Consider the following 17,906-nt stretch of genomic DNA (forward strand, 5'->3'; position numbering starts at 1 on the left):
AATCTGTTACATTTGTCCATTGACTAATTCAAATATATAGTAATGAACATACCATCAGGATTAAAGTACACGAAAGACCATGAGTGGGTCAAAATAGATGGGGATATCGCAACCGTTGGAATTACGGATTTCGCCCAGAGTGAACTAGGGGATATAGTTTATGTAGAAGTGGAGACTTTGGACGAAACATTGGATAAAGAAGAGGTTTTCGGAACCGTGGAAGCCGTAAAAACGGTTTCCGATCTGTTTTTGCCCTTGAGCGGGGAGATTATTGAGTTTAATGAAGCTTTGGAAGATGAGCCCGAGAAAGTAAACTCCGACCCTTATGGCGATGGTTGGATGGTAAAAATCAAAATAAGCGAGCCCTCCGAGGTGGATGACCTTATGAGTGCCGACGATTACAAGGCATTGATAGGTGCTTAAAAAAAATAAATATACCTTATTGTTTGTAAGCTGGGTGATCGTCATTACGATGCTCAGCTTATTTTCTTTTTCGGATATGGACTTGGATACAGGTAACCTGAACATTCCCTATGCCGATAAAATCACACACTTCATATTTTATATGGTCTTCGGATTTGTAGGTTGTTTGAGTTTTCGGGAAAGAACCAAGGGAGGCCTTGGACTGGGCAAGACCACAAAAATTGTTGTGGGCTTGGCAATCGTATATGGTATGATTATTGAAGTATTACAGTATGCGGTCACAACTGATCGAATGGCCGAAATTGGCGATTTTTTGGCCAATGCATTGGGCGCATTTGCAGGAATTGGGCTTATTATGTGGGTTTTTTCCAAGAAAAACCCGTTAAAATGGAAATTTTAATTGTTTATTTAACCAATTAATAATTAAATTAGCAAACACTAAATTTAGAAAAGGAGAAAAAGGATGGAACCAAAAAAGAACCCGAAAGCAGACGTAGGAAGAAACAGTACGCTATATTTTGTTATAGGATTGGCAGCTGTTTTGGCATTGGTCTACGGTGCCATGGAGTGGAAAAAATATGATAAAGTAGCTGACTACGACATTTCTATGAATGTTGAAGATCAATTGGACGAAGAAGTGCCAATGACCGAGCAGATCAAAACTCCACCACCACCACCGCCACCTGCTGCCCCCGAAGTAATCGAGGTCGTAGAAGATGAAGAGGAAGTGGAAGAGACCGTAATCGAGTCTACTGAAACTAGCCAAGAGGAAGAGGTAATCGAAGTCGAGGAAGTTGTAGTGGAAGAGGTAGAAGAAGATATTTCCGTTCCTTTTGCCGTAATTGAGGACGTTCCCGTTTTCCCAGGTTGTGAAAATGCAAGCGATAAAAAAGCATGTTTTCAGGAAATGATGCAGCAGCACATCCGTAAAAATTTCCGTTACCCGGAAATAGCCCAAGAAATGGGTGTTCAAGGTAGGGTTAGCGTAATTTTCGTTATCCAGAAAGATGGAAGTATCGGAAACATTAGAATGCGCGGACCGGATAAAAACTTAGAAGCTGAGGCAATGAGAATTATCCAAAAATTGCCTAAAATGACTCCTGGAAAGCAAAGAGGTAGACCCGTAAAAGTACCTTTCAGTATTCCAATTACATTTAAGCTACAGTAATAAGAGTTATATGATTCCTGTCTAGGCAGGAATGGAGAAGCCCTAATGATAATTTCATTCGGGCTTTTTTTATGGATTTAACTCCAAGAATCATAAAACTTTAGCTTTGGTTGCAAAAGATACGTACTGGCGTTATCTTTGCCAGCCAATAAAGATGTGGATGAAATCTGCCGTAGGTTCCGTAAAAAACAATACCTTTTCCTTATTATTTTCCGATTTTAAGGAGATTACCAAGGCCAAACTGGCCATTAGTGTGGTTTTCTCCTCCGTTGCGGGCTATTTTTTGGGTGCCTATCAGATTGATGTGGTGTCCTTGCTATTGTTGATGTTTGGGGGGTACTGCATGGTAGGGGCGTCAAACGCGTACAATCAAATCATAGAAAAAGATTTGGACGCTTTAATGAAGCGAACCAAGAACAGACCGATTCCTTCGGGAAGAATGTCGGTAAAAACTGCCTTGGTCGTTGCCGTGTTTTTAACGGTATTGGGAGTGTTGGCCCTTTTTGCACTTAGCCCCAAAACAGCCATGTTCGGCGCCATCTCCATATTTTTGTACACAAGTGTTTATACGCCTTTAAAAACAAAGTCGCCACTCGCGGTATTTGTTGGGGCTTTCCCAGGAGCCATACCCTTTATGTTGGGTTGGGTAGCGGCAACCGATGATTTTGGCATTGAACCAGGAACGTTGTTCATGATCCAATTTTTTTGGCAGTTCCCACATTTTTGGGCCTTAGGTTGGATGTTGGATGAAGATTACAAACAAGCAGGTTTTAAAATGTTGCCTACGGGCAAAAAGGATAAGGGTACGGCCCTTCAGATAATCCTATATACCATCTGGATGATCGTTATCTCCATAATTCCAGTGTTTGGGTTTACGGGAAGATTGCACCTTTCCATTCCAGCAGCTGCAATTGTATTGTTGTCTGGATTGGTCATGTTGTTTTTCGCCTTCAAACTATATGAAAAAAGAGACAATCCATCAGCAAGAAAATTGATGTTGGCCAGTGTCACCTATATATCATTGATTCAAGTAGTGTACGTAATAGATAAGTTTATAAACTAAAATGGATTTAACCCAAGGAACAGCGGAAGAAAAGAACAGGCGGGCAAAAAAAATGATGCTCTGGTTCGGTATTGTGAGTTTGATTATGGGCTTTGCCGGTTGGACCAGTGCCTACATTGTAAGTAGTAAACGGGAAGATTGGGTAAGCGATTTGGAGCTGCCCAGTGCATTTTTCATCAGTACCGCCATGATTATCTTGAGCAGTATCACCTATTTCGTGGCCAAAAAAGCCGTAGCCAAAAACAATCAAAAGAACGGGACAGTATTTTTGCTCATCACATTGGTGCTCGGGATAACATTTATATCCTTACAATTTGTAGGGTTTTCCCAAATGTTGGAAGATGGCTATTATTTTACAGGTCCCACGAGCAACATAAAAATGTCCTACGTCTTTTTGTTGGCGGCGGTGCACATTGCCCACGTCGTGGCAGGATTAATATCGCTTTCGGTGGTTTTGGTGCAACAACTCAGAAGTAAATATACCCCGGAGAACATGTTGGGGATGGAATTAGGGGCCACTTTTTGGCATTTTCTGGATTTTATTTGGGTATATCTAATTCTATTTATGTATTTCGTGAAATAAATTTTGATTGGTGCAGTTTTCAATCAAGTTTGTCTTTTACAATACATCAAAAAATGTAAATTTGTGAAAGTTTTAATAAAACGACCTTTTATATGGATGCAACGGTAAGTACCGGTACGGAAGACAGCGTTTGGGGAGGTGGAAATAAACCCCTCGGCGCTAGCTATGGAAAAATGATGATGTGGTTTTTTATCATGTCGGATGCCTTGACCTTTTCTGGTTTTTTGGTGGCATACGGTTTCTCAAGATTTAAGTTTATAGAGCTATGGCCAATTGCCGATGAGGTATTTACCCACGTGCCTTTTTTCCATGGAAACTACCCCATGTACTATGTGGCCTTTATGACCTTTATTTTGATTATGTCTTCCGTGACCATGGTATTGGCCGTGGATGCAGGTCATAAAATGAAACAGAAAAGCGTTATCCTTTACATGTTCCTTACCATTATCGGTGGTGCCATCTTTGTTGGCTCGCAAGCTTGGGAATGGGCAACTTTTATAAAGGGCGATTACGGAGCTGTAGAAACAAACTCAGGAAGAATTCTTCAGTTTGTGAATGCGGAAACCGGGGAAAGAGCTGCCTTGGCCGATTTTGCCGAAACCCTACCGGAAGAAAGAATAAAGCACCAAGCAAACCAAGGAATTTGGTTTGAGAGCGAAGGTTACAAAACATCCTACTCCCTAAATGAAGTTGTGGAAGGTTTCAAGGCAACACCAAATATCTTGATCCGTACCGAGAAATTGAATGAAGAGGGGGAAAAGACCCTTTTGGACAGAAAAGAATCTTTGGCCAAAATATTGGAAGCCAATCAAGTGGTGGAAGGTGCCAACCTTGTCCACAACGAATACGGTCACAGACTGTTCGCGGATTTCTTCTTCTTTATCACAGGATTCCACGGATTCCACGTATTCTCGGGTGTAGTGATCAACATCATCATATTCTTTAATGTGATTTTGGGTACATACCAACGTAGGGGCCATTACGAAATGGTGGAGAAAGTTGGGCTGTACTGGCACTTTGTGGATTTGGTATGGGTATTCGTATTTACATTCTTTTATTTGGTATAAAAACATTGATTCTAAATGGCACACGAACATAAACTTGAGATTTTTAGAGGACTTTTAAAATTTAAGTCGAACACCCAAAAAATTTGGGGCGTGCTTATCTTCCTCACAATAGTCACCACTATTGAAGTTGCTTTGGGTATTGTTAAACCAAAATTTTTGACCCACGGCTACTTTTTGGGGATGAAATTGCTCAATTGGATTTTTATCATCCTAACTTTGGTGAAAGCCTATTACATTGCGTGGGACTTTATGCACCTTAGGGACGAAAAAACACCATTAAGAAGGGTAATTGTATGGACCCCCATATTCCTGATATGTTATTTAATATTCATTCTGCTGTTCGAAGCAGATTACATTTATAATGTATATACCGAGGGATTCATAACCTGGGACTTCTAAGAAAGTATTTAACAAAATTAAAAGACGGTTTTCCAACCGTCTTTTTTTATTTTTGTACGGTTGAAAACACTATGAAAAAGAAAATCGTATTAGCAACCCTTTTTGTGCTCCCTGTCGTGGTCTATCTGTTTTTTGCATCGGGGGTAAACAATTTTGGACGTTTGCCAATCCTTACCGAAAAAATATCCGATGTTTCCCAAATGGATCCCAACGTTCAGTTTAAAGACAAGATTACCATTCTCGGTTTTTTGGGAAACAATGTGGAAAAAATGCAAGGGAATGCTTTCAATCTAAATCAAAAGATTTACAAAAGATTTGGAGAATTCAACGATTTTCAAATGATCATGGTCGTTCCCCAAGGCAATGAAGGGCAAGTGGGGGAGTTGAAGAATGAATTGGGGAAATTGTCCAACGTGGATAAATGGCACTTTGCCTTTGGTACCGAAGACGAAATCAAGTCACTTTTTGAATCATTGCAAACCAATGTTGATTTGGGCGATGATTTGGCTACCCCCAATGTTTTTATAGTTGACAAAGACCTAAGCCTACGCGGACGTACCGACGATGAAGATGAAGGCGTCAAATATGGATTTGATACCTCTTCCGTTGCAGAACTGAACAATAAAATGGTGGACGATGTCAAGATTATCTTGGCAGAATACCGTCTGGCCCTAAAAAAGAACAATGCCGACAGGAGCAAATAATAAAAAGAAGTACACCTACATTTGGGTATCCGCAATCATCTTGATTTTTGGGATTTTTGCCGTGTACGAGATCACAAAACGGATAAAAGGGAACACAGTCGTGGAAAACGACCGTATGAGTGTTCCAAACAAAAACACCAAAGTAGGTTTTGTGGTAAATCAGGGAGAAAAACGCAGAGTCCCCGACTTTTCATTTTACAATCAGGATAGCGTAATTGTTACCAACGAGGATTATTTGGGGAAGGTCTATGTGGTGGAGTTCTTCTTTACCACCTGTCCGACCATTTGCCCTGTAATGACCAAGAACTTGGTGGAACTACAGGAAACCTTTAAGGGAGATGAGGATTTTGGGGTGGCATCCTTTACCATTAACCCACGGTATGATACACCATCTGTGCTGACCAAGTATGCCAAAAAATATGGGATTACGGATAAGGATTGGCACTTGTTGACAGGTGATCAGGACAAGATTTATCAATTGGCACAAGAAGGATTTTACATCTTTGCAAACCAAGACCAAGATGCCCCGGGCGGGTTTGAGCATTCCGGTATGTTCGCATTGGTGGATAAAAATGGATATATTCGTTCGCGTAAAGATGGGTTTGGCAACCCCTTGATCTATTATCGCGGTACCATTACAGAAGAGCAAGGAGTAAACTCAGACGGGGAAACCCAACAGATTACGATATTAAAGGAGGACATTAAAAAACTATTGGCAGAATGACCGATGAAATTTCTTTGAAGGAAAAACGGTATAATAGATTGATAACCGTAATTTCCATTGCAATACCTTTAGTGGTTGCCGTATTGTTTAGGTACAAGATCCCAAATGCAAAACCATTATCTTTTTTGCCACCGATATATGCGGCAATCAATGGTTTGACCTCAATCTTGCTCATTCTTGCATTTATAGCCATTAAAAATGGCAGGCAATTGATACACCGTAGGTTGATGACGACCAATATTGTACTGTCAGCATTGTTTCTGATCATGTATGTAGCCTACCATATGACCTCTGAAACGACTGTTTTTGGTGGAGAAGGTCCCATTAAATTTGTTTATTACTTTATTTTAATGACGCACATTGTCTTGTCCATATCGGTAATTCCTTTGGTGTTGATCACATATTCAAAAGTGTATTTGGACGATTTTGAAGGTCATAGGCAATGGGCAAAATACACCTTTCCGATATGGCTATATGTTGCGGTTACCGGGGTTTTGGTCTATGTTATGATTTCACCCTATTATCAATATTGATTTTTCCATGAAAACAAAATTGCTGTTCATTCTACTTGTTATATTGGTTTTCCCAACTGTGTCGGAAGCCCAATGCGCCATGTGCCGTGCGGTTGTGGAAAGTGAATCCGATGGAAAAACTGCAGAGGCGATCAATAACGGAATTGTTTACCTAATGGCCGTGCCCTATGTATTGGTGGCTGGCCTTTTCTACTTCATTTATAGAAAAATGAGAAGCTAAAACAGTTTTTCTGCTCAAGTCTTAGCTTAGACTGTAATGTTTAGTGGGTTTGATTGTCTTATTGTTAGACGCCTGCGTGGCTCATTGATCAAAATAGCCGACCTTGTTCGGCCTGGAACAGTGGCCAAAATATTTGGCGCCCCAATAAAGAATCAACTACATTTTTTTAAGCGTACTATCTGTTGCCACGGGCATCTCTATTTGGGTAATCCTACCTGGATTTTGCCAAGGAATGGGTGATTAAATGCGTCGTTTGGAAAAAAAAGTAAAAAATCTTGTAACAATTTAACAACATTACTGTCTTACTTGCAGAGGTAAACGTAAGATAGCTAACATCATCAATCATGATTGAAATCAAAGATCTTCATAAATCCTATAAGATGGGGAGTAATTCCCTCCATGTTTTAAAGGGGATAAATTTTAAAGTAAAAGAAGGGGAGCTTGTGGCCATTATGGGGTCTTCGGGATCTGGAAAATCCACATTGTTGAACATTTTGGGAATGTTGGACGGAGCGGATTCCGGTGAGTATACCTTGGATGGTGTGCCGATCAAAAACCTGAGCGAAACCAAGGCTGCCCAATATAGGAACAAATTCTTGGGATTCATCTTTCAATCCTTCAACTTGATCAATTATAAAAGTGCCTTGGAGAATGTGGCCCTTCCGCTCTATTATCAAAAAGTGCCCAGAAAGGAACGCCAAGAAAAGGCCATGAAGTATTTGGAGCGAGTTGGCTTAAAACCATGGGCGGACCACTTGCCCAGTGAACTTTCCGGAGGTCAAAAACAAAGGGTGGCCATTGCGCGAGCCATGGCTGCGGAACCCAAAGTTCTTTTGGCGGATGAGCCAACGGGTGCCCTGGACAGTACAACTTCCTATGAGGTCATGGACCTTATCCAAAAAATCAACGATGACGGAAATACCATTTTGGTGGTTACCCACGAGGAAGATATAGCCCATATGTGCAAACGTATAGTACACCTTAAGGATGGTATTATTGTGGAGGACAAGAAAATCGAACAAGTAAGAGCAGAACAGTATGTTTGATCGTGACGTTTGGCAGGAAATATTCAATACGCTAAAAACCAATAAACTGAGAACATTTTTGACAGGTTTCTCCGTGGGTTGGGCCATCTTTATTTTGGTAATGTTGCTCGCTTCGGTAAACGGTATGCAAAACGGTTTTGTCGGTCAGTTCAACGATGATGCCACCAACTCCATCTTTGTCCGGACAGGAACTACTTCCAAGGCGTATGGTGGTTTTGAAGCTGGCAGACGCATTCAATTAAAAAATGATGATTTAGAGTATATCAAGCAGAGCTTTTCTAAAGATATTGAATATATAAGCGCCCGATATTATGCCAATACAGCGGCAAGATATAAAGAGGAAACGGGCTCATATTCCGTGCAAGCGACCCATCCCGATCATCAGGCCATAGAAAAAACCTTGGTTGTTGCCGGTAGGTATATTAATGAGGCAGATATTGTCAATAAGGCCAAAGTAGCAGTCATCGGCAGAAAAGTGGCCGAAGATCTGTTCAAAAAAGAAGACCCCCTTGGAAAGTTTATAGAGTTCAATGGTTTGCCCTTTAGGGTAATCGGGATTTTTACCGATGATGGCGATGATAATGCGGAAAGAAGAATTTATGCACCGGTGAGTACCTATCAGCGCATTTATGGCAACACCAACGAAATTGCCAGTATTGCCTTGACCTATAATCCCAATTATGATTTGACAGAGGCATTGGCATTTTCCGAAAGATTGGAAATATTGATGAAAAGACGCCATAAGATCGCTCCGGACGATCAAGCAGGCCTTAATGTTTGGAACTATGCAGAAGCCTTTGAAAATATCAGCAGTTTTACGTCGGTTTTAAAAGGTATCGGTATCGGAGTAGGTTTTTTGATCCTCGTTGCAGGAATCGTTGGCATCGGAAATATTATGGTATTTACGATCAAGGAAAGGACAAAGGAAATCGGGGTTCGGAAAGCACTTGGGGCAAGACCACGTCAAATTATAAACTTGGTATTGTTGGAATCCGTTTTTATTACCACCATTTCTGGTTTTGTGGGATTGTTGTTCGCTTGGATGATTTTGGCCGCGGTAGGCCCCATGATAGAGACACCTGCCTTTAGCAATCCCTCGGTAAATCTTTCCACCGTGGTTACGGCCACCATTATTTTGATAATTGCAGGAGTATTGGCAGGGCTGTTGCCCGCCATGAAAGCTGCAAATGTTAAACCCATTGTTGCACTAAGTGATATATAGTTATGTGGTTATTTGATAAGGATTTGTGGATAGAGATTTTTCATACGCTGGGCAAGAATATGTTCAGAACCTTCCTAACTATGTTAGGCGTAATTTTCGCCATGATCATCTTGGTGCTGTTATTGGGGTCGGCCAATGGAATGAGCAACGGGTTCAACAAGCTTTTTGCCGGAACTGCCTCGAACAGCTTGTTTGTTTGGGGACAATCCACTTCCGAACCCTACAAGGGTTTTGAACGTGGACGAAGAATCCGCTACAAGCTCGAAGACGCGGACATCTTAAAGAGACAGATTCCAGAGATTGAGGTCCTTGCACCACGAATTGAGCTGGCCAGTCACAGGGGAACTGTAACCGTCTACAGAAATGGACAGACAAGTGGTTCTGCAGTGTACGGAGACTTTCCGGAAATAGACAACATCACCAAAAAGAAGCTGGTGGAAGGCAGGTTCTTGAACCAGACCGATATCGAACATTCCAAAAAAGTATGTGTTATTGGCGAAGAAACCTATAAACTTCTATTTGATAAAGGGGATAATGCCATAGGCGAGGATATCCGTATCAACGGCGTATATTTTAGTGTGGTGGGAATTTACAAGCCCAACAACAACATTAATATTGATGGGGAAAATGCAGTATTTATACCCTTTACCACTTTTCAAAAAGCCTTTAATTCCGGCGATAGGATGGGATGGATGGCCATTGCGGTCGAAGAGAATACACCAGTACCTTTTGTAGAAAGTCAGATCAAGAGCATTTTAAAGGCCAAGTACGATATCCACCCAGATGACGAGCGTGCCATAGGAAGCTTCGATATGTCGGAGATATTCAATAATATCACGGCATTTACAACGGTTCTAAAAGGATTTTCCTTTTTTGTGGGAATCTTCACATTACTGGCGGGCGTTATAGCCATTAGCAATATTCTGTTGATCACGGTAAAGGAGCGTACACAAGAGATAGGAGTGCGTAGGGCCTTGGGCGCAACCCCGGTCATCGTAAAACGTCAAATTGTTGTGGAGGCCATTGTTCTGACGGCATTCGCTGGTTTGGTAGGATTTGCGGTTGCGGTGGGAATATTATCCATTTTGGATGCCATGTTTGGCAGCGGGGAGAACTTCCCTTTCGTGCAGCCCATGATAAGCATCCCACAGTTTATCGTATCATTTATTTTAATGGTAGGACTAAGTGTGCTCATAGGCCTATTGCCAGCCAACCGTGCCGTAAAAATTAAGCCCATAGATGCACTAAGAGAAGAATAATCATCAATACAATTAAATAACGAATCAAATAAGCAAGAATGAACAAGTATGTAAAATACGGATTGATAGGGGTAGTGGTCATTGGTATTTTGGCCGCCGTTGTCTACTTTTTAAAGCAGAACAGTACTCCTGTAGAGCTGTATAAGACCGAAACAGCAGAACGAAAGGACATCATAAATAAAGTAATCGTTACCGGAAAGGTGATACCTGAGGATGAAATCAACATCAAACCCCAAATTTCCGGGATTATAGACAAAATCCTATTGGAAGAAGGTGCCAAGGTAAAGTCCGGTGACCTTATCGCTGTAATAAAAGTGGTTCCCAACGAGCAATCCGTGAACCAAGCCGCAGGAAGGGTCCGCAATGCGGAATTGGCCCTTAACAATGCCAAAATAGAATACGATAGGAACAAAACGCTGTTTGACAAAGGTGTTATCTCCAGTCAGGACTTCAACAACTTAAAGTTGACCTATGACCAGGCATTGCAAGAATTAAAAAATGCCCAGGCCGATTATCAGATTATCAGAAAAGGCTCCGCGGGAGGTTCCGCCAGTGCAAACACCAACATAAGGGCAACTGTTTCCGGAACTATTCTTGAGATTCCTGTAAAAGAAGGAGATCAGGTGATACAAAGCAACAACTTTAACGAAGGGACCACCATCGCCACCATCGCCGATATGTCCAAAATGATCTTTGAAGGTGAAGTGGACGAGGCCGAGGTTGGGAAGTTAAGAGTGGGAATGCCATTGGAAATAAGCCTTGGAGCCTTGGAAGAGCAAAAGTTCGATGCCAAATTAAAATTCATTGCGCCTAAAGGTGTGGAAGAAGAAGGTGCCGTTCAGTTTAAGATCGAAGGTGATTTGGATGTAAAGGAAAGCGATAGCACTTCGTATGTGCGGGCCGGGTACAGTGCAAACGCTTCCATTGTTTTGGAAGAGAAAAAGGATGTGTTGGCCATAAAAGAAGCTTTGCTTCAGTTTGATAAGGAGACCGAAAAACCATACGTGGAAGTACAGACAGGCGAAAACGAATTCGAACGCAAAGATCTTGAGTTGGGCGTCAGTGATGGTATAGACGTAGAAATTGTTTCAGGCATTGGCGAAGATGATAAGATCAAAGTCTGGAACAAGCTCGAGAAGAAATCTGAAGAGGATTGATCCATGCTGACCATCATTATACAAACCAAAATCAAGAAACGAATGAAAAATAGCATAACGTTACTACTATTATTGTTCGCCGTTACCTTGACCAGTGCCCAAGTACGTCAATGGACGCTTCTGGAGTGTGTGGAATACGCGGTGGAGAACAATTTGACCGTAGAACAATTTGAACTAGATCTGGAAAACGCTAAAATAGATAAGTCCGATGCCATAGGAAATATGCTTCCTAGCTTAAATGGATCAACATCGGTATCGAGTAATACAGGTTTCTCCATTAACCCAACAAACAACCTGCCCACAAACAGTACGGCAAATAACATGAACATTGGTGTTAGCTCCAATGTAACCCTTTTTGATGGCTTGAGGAACATGCACCAATTGAACAGGGCAAAAATGAATGCCATTGCCAACCAATATCGTTTGGATAATTTAAAGGACGATATTCGTTTAAATGTGGCCAATGCCTATTTACAGGTACTTTCCAACAAGGAGCAATTAAAAACCTTTAAAGCGCAATACGCCGTTACGGAACAAGACTTGAAAAGGACCAAGGAGCTGGTGGAATCTGGAGTTGTGCCAAGGGGCGATCTTTTGGAGATTGAGGCAACCGCTGCCAATCAAGAACAGCAGATCGTGAACGGTGAAAGCAATGTTTTGATCGCTCGTGTTAATTTGGCACAATTGCTACAGATAACCGATTACGAAAACTTTGATATTGCAGAAGAGGAGTTCGAAATTCCACCTTCGGATATCCTTAAAAACTCTCCAAAGGTAATTTTTGATAAGGCCTTGGGTTTTAGAAACGATATCAAATTCTCCGAATCCAATGTGGATTTGGCCGAACAGGACCTTAAGATTGCCAAAGGTGCTTATTTGCCGACCTTGTCTGCATTTTTCCAATATGGTACTAGATATTCCGATGTGACCCAAATACCTGACGGTGACGGAATTCCCTATACGCCGAACCTAACGGACCAGTTATGGATTTTTGATGGTATAAGTTACGGGGCACAATTGAACATACCCATATTTAACGGGTGGAGCACTCGTAACAACGTGATGCGATCTAAGATTAGTTTGGAAAAAGCAAAATTGCAATTTAAACAGGATAAGCTGGACTTGGAAAACACTATCCAACAGGCCTATGTGGATGTAAGTACGTTTGAAAAGGCTTATATTGCAGCGGAAAAAACTTTGGAAGCCAGACGTTTGGCCTACGAATATGCCAAAGAGCGTTTTGATGTTGGATTAATGAACGCTTTTGACTTTAGTCAGGCACAGTCCAGAGTGGAAAATGCCCAAGCCGATGTGATCCGAGCCAAGTACGATTATATCTTCCGGTTGAAAATATTGGAATTCTACTTTGGGTTACCCATTGCATTAAACTAGTATCTTTGTGGCCGCTATGGCTATACTACTACATTTGGAAACCGCGACCACCAATTGCTCCGTGAGCATGTCAAAGGATAATGAAATTGTTGTCCTAAAGGAGAACAATGCAGCGAGCTATTCGCATTCGGAACAATTGCATGTATTTATAAAAGAAGCCTTGAAAGAGGCTTCTTTGTCATTTTCGGACCTGGATGCCATTTCTATAAGTAAAGGACCAGGTTCGTACACAGGACTCCGGATAGGGGTGTCCGCTGCCAAAGGGCTGTGCTTTTCTCTGGACATACCGTTGATTTCCGTGCCTACTTTGCAAAGTATGGCGCATCAGGTGCAATTGAAACCTGATGAACTGGTGATTCCTGTACTGGATGCCAGACGCATGGAAGTCTATTCCTGTATCTACGGTTCTGATCATAAAGAAGTACGAGAGACCCGTGCAGAGATTGTCAATGAGGAATCTTTTGCCGATTATGTTTCGGATATCAAAGTATATGTAGTGGGCAGTGGTGCAGAAAAATGTAGGGGTGTCCTGCAACACCCCAATTTTGTTTTTGATGAATCTATAGTCCCTTCTGCCAAGGATATGGCCTCGATTGCATTCAGGAAATACAAAGCCGGTCAATTTGAGGATGTGGCCTATTTTGAACCTTACTACCTCAAAGACTTTGTCCTTCAGCAGAAAAAGAATAAAAATTAATCTTCCAAAGCCTTGTGCATAACCCTTTGTGGGAATGGAATTTCGATTCCAGCGGCATCAAAACGTAATTTTGTTTGCTCGATCACATAAAAGTGTGCGGACCAAAATACATCGGTATTGGCCCAAAAACGTAGTGTTAGGTTTACCGAACTGTCTGCCAATGCGCCAACGTAGACTTCCGGTGCTGGCTCGGTATTGATGTCCGGATTGTCTGCACAAATCTGTAACAAGATTTCTTTGGCCTCCTTAATGTTTGCCCCATACCCGATACCTACATCAAATTTATCCCTTCGGGTATTTTCCATGTTATAGTTTACAATGTTGCCGTTGGACAGTTGTCCATTCGGGATAATGGCAATTTGGTTGCCAAAAGTGCTCAACTTAGTGTTGAAAATGGAAATTTCCTTTACAGTGCCATCCACACCTTGTGCAGAAATCCAATCCCCTACCTTGAAAGGTTTAAAAATGAGGATAAGTACCCCACCGGCAAAATTGGCCAAAGATCCCTGTAATGCCAAACCAACAGCAAGGCCCGCGGCACCCACAATGGCGACCAAGGAAGAGGTCTTAACGCCCAATTGCGTAATCACCAAAACAAACAGTAATGCTTTTAGGGTAATACTAATAAAACTCTGTAAGAAGGATTCCAAGGTTTCATCATAATCCTTTTTTACAAAAAAGCGACGGACCATTCGATTGAAAAATTTGATGACCCAAAGACCTATGAAAAATGTGATGATGGCCGTTATAAGACTTGGTAAAATGCCCACGGCCCAATCCATGGCCTGATCAATGTATGTTTGGTAATTTTCTAGTTCTTCCATAATGGTTTTTTAGTTTAAATGGCAACGTAGTTAATATTCAACTGATATAAAAGAAAAGGTTTTTAAACAAATGTTAATGTTGCCTACAGTTGTTTTAAAGCCTCTTCCACTTTTGTTACAGGGAGTTTACAGGCCCCTTCTATACAAACATAAACTAGGGTTTTGTTAGGGTTCCCCCTGTTTTTTAACAGTTCCAAATTTCCCTCTTTTTGGGAGCCTGCCAAAATACTGTTGGGGACATATTCCTTGCCAATTTGTTGCCCCAAACTTTTGTAGTCCTCGCCAAGTATGGCGATTTCATAAAAATCTTGATTCTGGAACAGCACCAAATGCAACCAGTTGGCAAAACCTTGTGCCCTGCGATCAAAATCCTTTTGGACGTTTTTCAGCATTTGCTCGGACAAGGCACCATAGCCTTCCCCAGGGTAGAGCTTATGAAATTTATACAAATTGATGGCCATGATGGAGTTGGAGGAAGATATCACATTATCGTCCACCTCTATGGTTCTTCTGATCAAAGATTGATCTTCATCCGAAGTATAAAAGAACATGCCGGAAGCTTCATCAAAAAAGTGTTTTTTGGAATAATCAAGGAGGTTTTTGGCCAAATCGAGCCATTTTTCGTCAAAAGTGACCTCGTAGAGCGAAAAATAGGCATCGATTACCGAGGCATAATCCTCTAAAAAACCATTGATGGTGCTTTTACCAGCTTTGTGGTTGCGGTAAAGCGAGCCATCATTTTTGATCATTTCACGCTCAATAAACCCGGCATTTTTTTGCGCAAGTTTTAGATAGGAGTCATTGCCTAAATAACGGTATGCATCAACCAGGCCTTTTAGCATCAAACCATTCCAAGATGTCAAAATTTTATCATCCAATCGGGGTTTGGGACGCTTGCTTCTTTCTTTTTTGAGTACGGCCAAGCTCTCGTTTATTTTACTTGTCAGGGCTGGCACTGTGATCTTGAATTTTTCGGCTATTTCTTCATCATTTTTATCCCTAATGGGCACATAGTTGCCTTCTTCCCAATGTCCATAGGAATTAATGTTAAAATACGCTTGAAAGACCTCATAATCATCCCCCAATAAACGGGTAAGCTCTTCTTTGGTCCAAACATAATAGGCACCTTCTGCCAATTCGCCGTTTTCATCAAGACTGTCGGCATCCAAAGAGGAATAAAAACCGCCACTGCGATCCAAAAGTTCTTCTTGAACAAAGTTGATGGTTTCCTCCACTACGCTTTTGTACAATTCGTTTTTGGTTACGGCATAGGCCTTGGCATAAAGGCTTGTCAACTGACCATTGTCATACAGCATTTTTTCAAAATGAGGCACATGCCATTTAGTGTCCACGGCGTACCTGGAAAACCCTCCTCCTACATGGTCGTATACACCACCGTAGGCCATTCGGGTTAACGTGGTGTCAACAAACCCCATAATTTCAGGTTTGTCCATGGCGGTGGCATAGTGCAATAAAAAGTCCCAGTTGTTTGGCATCATAAATTTGGGGGCGCGCTTGTGGCCACCTAAAAATGTATCAAAATATTGGGTCCAATTTTGGATTGCCACATTCAGTTGGTCCAAAGAATACAGGTCACTGTCCTTATCGTTTTCCACCAAATTGATGGCTTGGAGCCCATTGGCCAAATCCGTGGCGTATTGGGTTACCCGTGGTTTATCTTTTTTATAGAGTTCTGCGAGCTGCTCCAACGATTTTATCCAATTGTCCTTGGGTACGTACGTAGCACCCCAAAAAGGCCTTCCATCGGGTAGCGCAACTATGTTTAGGGGCCACCCACCTTGTCCAGATATCATTTGGATGGCGTCCATGTAGATCTGGTCCACATCGGGACGCTCCTCACGGTCAATTTTAATGTTGATGAAGTTTTCGTTCATCACCTCGGCCACTTCCGCGTCTTCAAAACATTCCTTTTCCATCACATGGCACCAATGACAAGCGGCATAGCCAATACTGATGAGCAATAGCTTATCCTCTTTTTTTGCCCGTTCCAACACATCGGGGTGCCATGCTTCCCAATTTACGGGATTGTGGGCATGTTGCAGAAGATAGGGACTAGTCTCATGGATGAGTGCATTGGTATGTTCGTGGGTCACTTCCTTAGGTTTTTGTTTGCAACTTAGGGTTGCGATTGTAATTATTATGAAGAAAAGCACTTTTTTCATTAACTGAACATTTTAAGCATAAAAAAATGCGTCCGTTGCTGGACGCATTTTCTTTTCTTCAAATTTTCTACTGAACTTCAAAGGTAATCTTTACGTTTACCCTGTAGTCGTCAATTTTTCCATCTTTTACCGTGGCACTTTGCTCGTTGATATAGATGGAACGAATATTCTTGACGGATTTTGATGCTTGGTCCAACGCTTTGTTGGTTGCATCTTCCCAGCTTTTGCTGGAATTCGCCAATACTTCGATAACTTTTAAAACTGCCATGGTCAATGTATTTTTTAGATTCCCTTGAATTTAACAAATTTTGATGGAAATCCGGCAGTAAAATGAAGTTAATTAGCCGTTTAAAGCCACTACTTCCTTGATTTTTTCGCCCATCATGTTCTTGAGCATGGTCTCGATGCCATTTTTCAGGGTAAATGTAGAAGATGGACAACCACTACAGGCACCTTGAAGGATTACGCTAACCGTTCCACTTTGCTCTTCATAAGATTGGAAAAGAATGTTTCCGCCATCGCTGGCAACGGCCGGTTTTACATATTCTTCCAAAATGTCTATAATTTGTTGGGAAGTATCATCATATTGGGTTTGCGTGGTTTTTTGCCCAACGGTCTCTTTGCTTTTTTGGATCGCTTCTGCCGTAACCACATCTTTTCCATCTGCTAAGTAATCCCGGATGAATTCACGCAATTGCATATTGATTTCCTCCCAATCCGCAACCTCATATTTGGTGACGGAGACATAGTTCTCGTCCATAAAAACCTCTTTTACAAAGGGAAAATGGAACAATTCTATGGCCAAAGGCGAATCTTTCGCTTCATCAATATTCTTGAATTCGTAAGTGCTGGGAACAATACGCTTGTTGGAGACAAACTTCATCACCGCAGGATTGGGGGTCACCTCCGCATAAACGGTAATGGGCTGCTTCTTTTTAACATCTTCTTCGTTTACCACAGGTTCTCCAGCATTAAGGTACTCTACCAATTGCTGGGCCACTTCGTCCTTAACATCGTTCCACTCCACAATATCAAACCTTTCCAATGCCACAAAATTACTGGAAATGTACACGGTTTTGATAAATGGAAGATAGAAGAGTTGTTGTGCCAAGGGGGAGTTTTTGGCCTCGTCTATGTTTTTATATTCATAGTTGCCCTTAACCAAAAAATGGTTGGCTTCCAACTTGATTATCTTGGGGTTGTTGGTAGGAACAACCGTAATGTTGTATTCTTTCATCTTGA

At 41.6% G+C, this 17,906-nt stretch carries 21 protein-coding genes; 17 read left to right on the forward strand and 4 right to left on the reverse strand.

Going from position 1 to position 17,906, the window contains the following annotated elements:
- Positions 1-42 precede the first annotated feature (42 nt).
- The 17 genes from gcvH (at position 43) to tsaB (ending at position 13,657) form a co-directional block, all read left to right on the forward strand.
- Positions 43-423, forward strand: coding sequence for a glycine cleavage system protein GcvH (gene gcvH / locus AC13CC_RS14375; RefSeq protein WP_326277081.1), 381 nt, complete (start codon positions 43-45; stop codon positions 421-423).
- Positions 424-442: 19 nt separating this feature from the next.
- Positions 443-823: a VanZ family protein gene (locus AC13CC_RS14380; protein WP_326277082.1), complete on the forward strand. Its 381-nt coding sequence runs from the start codon at positions 443-445 to the stop codon at positions 821-823.
- A gap of 63 nt (positions 824-886) precedes the next feature.
- Entirely contained in the window at positions 887-1,591 is a 705-nt protein-coding gene (locus AC13CC_RS14385) for an energy transducer TonB (protein WP_482877711.1), read from the forward strand.
- A 160-nt stretch (positions 1,592-1,751) separates the two neighbouring features.
- On the forward strand, positions 1,752-2,654 hold the full coding sequence (gene cyoE / locus AC13CC_RS14390; RefSeq protein ID WP_326277084.1) for a heme o synthase: 903 nt from the start codon (positions 1,752-1,754) through the stop codon (positions 2,652-2,654).
- Position 2,655: 1 nt separating this feature from the next.
- On the forward strand, positions 2,656-3,237 hold the full coding sequence (locus tag AC13CC_RS14395; RefSeq protein WP_326277085.1) for a cytochrome c oxidase subunit 3: 582 nt from the start codon (positions 2,656-2,658) through the stop codon (positions 3,235-3,237).
- A gap of 92 nt (positions 3,238-3,329) precedes the next feature.
- Positions 3,330-4,304, forward strand: a complete 975-nt coding sequence (locus tag AC13CC_RS14400) for a cytochrome c oxidase subunit 3 (protein WP_326277086.1) — start codon at positions 3,330-3,332, stop codon at positions 4,302-4,304.
- A 15-nt stretch (positions 4,305-4,319) separates the two neighbouring features.
- Positions 4,320-4,703, forward strand: coding sequence for a cytochrome C oxidase subunit IV family protein (locus tag AC13CC_RS14405; protein ID WP_326277087.1), 384 nt, complete (start codon positions 4,320-4,322; stop codon positions 4,701-4,703).
- A gap of 71 nt (positions 4,704-4,774) precedes the next feature.
- Positions 4,775-5,407, forward strand: coding sequence for a hypothetical protein (locus AC13CC_RS14410; protein ID WP_326277088.1), 633 nt, complete (start codon positions 4,775-4,777; stop codon positions 5,405-5,407).
- On the forward strand, positions 5,388-6,131 hold the full coding sequence (locus AC13CC_RS14415; protein WP_326277089.1) for an SCO family protein: 744 nt from the start codon (positions 5,388-5,390) through the stop codon (positions 6,129-6,131). Before AC13CC_RS14410 ends, AC13CC_RS14415 begins: the two co-directional genes overlap by 20 nt.
- Positions 6,128-6,664 (forward strand): DUF420 domain-containing protein, encoded by a 537-nt coding sequence (locus AC13CC_RS14420; RefSeq protein ID WP_326277090.1) that lies wholly within the window; start codon positions 6,128-6,130, stop codon positions 6,662-6,664. The genes AC13CC_RS14415 and AC13CC_RS14420 overlap by 4 nt, the downstream gene beginning before the upstream one ends.
- 7 nt (positions 6,665-6,671) lie before the next feature.
- Entirely contained in the window at positions 6,672-6,884 is a 213-nt protein-coding gene (locus tag AC13CC_RS14425; RefSeq protein ID WP_014033200.1) for a hypothetical protein, read from the forward strand.
- A 344-nt stretch (positions 6,885-7,228) separates the two neighbouring features.
- On the forward strand, positions 7,229-7,930 hold the full coding sequence (locus AC13CC_RS14430; RefSeq protein WP_326277091.1) for an ABC transporter ATP-binding protein: 702 nt from the start codon (positions 7,229-7,231) through the stop codon (positions 7,928-7,930).
- Positions 7,923-9,152, forward strand: a complete 1,230-nt coding sequence (locus tag AC13CC_RS14435; protein WP_326277092.1) for an ABC transporter permease — start codon at positions 7,923-7,925, stop codon at positions 9,150-9,152. Before AC13CC_RS14430 ends, AC13CC_RS14435 begins: the two co-directional genes overlap by 8 nt.
- An 80-nt stretch (positions 9,153-9,232) precedes the next feature.
- Positions 9,233-10,411: an ABC transporter permease gene (locus AC13CC_RS14440; protein WP_482877714.1), complete on the forward strand. Its 1,179-nt coding sequence runs from the start codon at positions 9,233-9,235 to the stop codon at positions 10,409-10,411.
- Positions 10,412-10,449: 38 nt separating this feature from the next.
- Positions 10,450-11,568 carry an efflux RND transporter periplasmic adaptor subunit gene (locus AC13CC_RS14445; protein WP_482877715.1) on the forward strand — a complete coding sequence of 373 codons (1,119 nt, stop codon included), beginning with the start codon at positions 10,450-10,452 and terminating at the stop codon, positions 11,566-11,568.
- A 42-nt stretch (positions 11,569-11,610) separates the two neighbouring features.
- Positions 11,611-12,960 carry a TolC family protein gene (locus tag AC13CC_RS14450; RefSeq protein WP_482877717.1) on the forward strand — a complete coding sequence of 450 codons (1,350 nt, stop codon included), beginning with the start codon at positions 11,611-11,613 and terminating at the stop codon, positions 12,958-12,960.
- A 16-nt stretch (positions 12,961-12,976) separates the two neighbouring features.
- A complete protein-coding gene (tsaB, locus tag AC13CC_RS14455; protein WP_482877718.1) occupies positions 12,977-13,657 on the forward strand; it encodes a tRNA (adenosine(37)-N6)-threonylcarbamoyltransferase complex dimerization subunit type 1 TsaB in 681 nt (226 codons plus the stop codon).
- Here tsaB and AC13CC_RS14460 read toward each other — a convergent pair.
- The 4 genes from AC13CC_RS14460 to AC13CC_RS14475 all read right to left on the reverse strand — a co-directional run bounded on the left by AC13CC_RS14460 (position 13,654) and on the right by AC13CC_RS14475 (position 17,901).
- Positions 13,654-14,481: a mechanosensitive ion channel family protein gene (locus AC13CC_RS14460; RefSeq protein ID WP_482877719.1), complete on the reverse strand. Its 828-nt coding sequence runs from the start codon at positions 14,479-14,481 to the stop codon at positions 13,654-13,656. The genes tsaB and AC13CC_RS14460 overlap by 4 nt on opposite strands.
- Before the next feature lie 83 nt (positions 14,482-14,564).
- Positions 14,565-16,664: a thioredoxin domain-containing protein gene (locus tag AC13CC_RS14465; protein ID WP_482877720.1), complete on the reverse strand. Its 2,100-nt coding sequence runs from the start codon at positions 16,662-16,664 to the stop codon at positions 14,565-14,567.
- A 67-nt stretch (positions 16,665-16,731) separates the two neighbouring features.
- A complete protein-coding gene (locus tag AC13CC_RS14470) occupies positions 16,732-16,932 on the reverse strand; it encodes a dodecin family protein (RefSeq protein WP_163625329.1) in 201 nt (66 codons plus the stop codon).
- Positions 16,933-17,004: 72 nt separating this feature from the next.
- Positions 17,005-17,901: a NifU family protein gene (locus AC13CC_RS14475; protein ID WP_326277099.1), complete on the reverse strand. Its 897-nt coding sequence runs from the start codon at positions 17,899-17,901 to the stop codon at positions 17,005-17,007.
- Positions 17,902-17,906: the final 5 nt, after the last annotated feature.

The sequence above is a fragment of the Flagellimonas sp. L-11 genome (assembly GCF_056857735.1).